At 65.9% G+C, this 261-nt stretch carries 1 pseudogene; it reads left to right on the top strand.

Features of this window, described 5'->3' with window-relative positions:
• Window positions 1-261: pseudogene (locus AC6LKG_RS26610) on the top strand (NADP-dependent malic enzyme); the annotation flags it as partial.

Raw genomic sequence — 261 nt, 5'->3', positions numbered from 1 at the left:
ACGTGGGCGCCACCACCATCACGCGCGAGATGGAAAAGGCAGCGGTCTACGCCATTGCCGAACTGGCCGAGGAAGAGCAGAACGAAGTGGTGGCCGCGGCCTATGGCACCTACGATATTTCGTTCGGGCCCGAGTACCTGATTCCCAAGCCGTTCGATCCGCGCCTGATCGTGCGCATCGCGCCGGCGGTGGCCAAGGCCGCCATGGAAGGCGGCGTGGCCACGCGCCCGCTGGCCGACCTGGAAGCCTACGAAGAGCAGT

This window comes from Achromobacter sp. 46006 (genome assembly GCF_059761975.1).
Note: the sequence above shows the minus strand (reverse complement) of the source record. Positions and strands in the feature narration are given on the sequence as shown.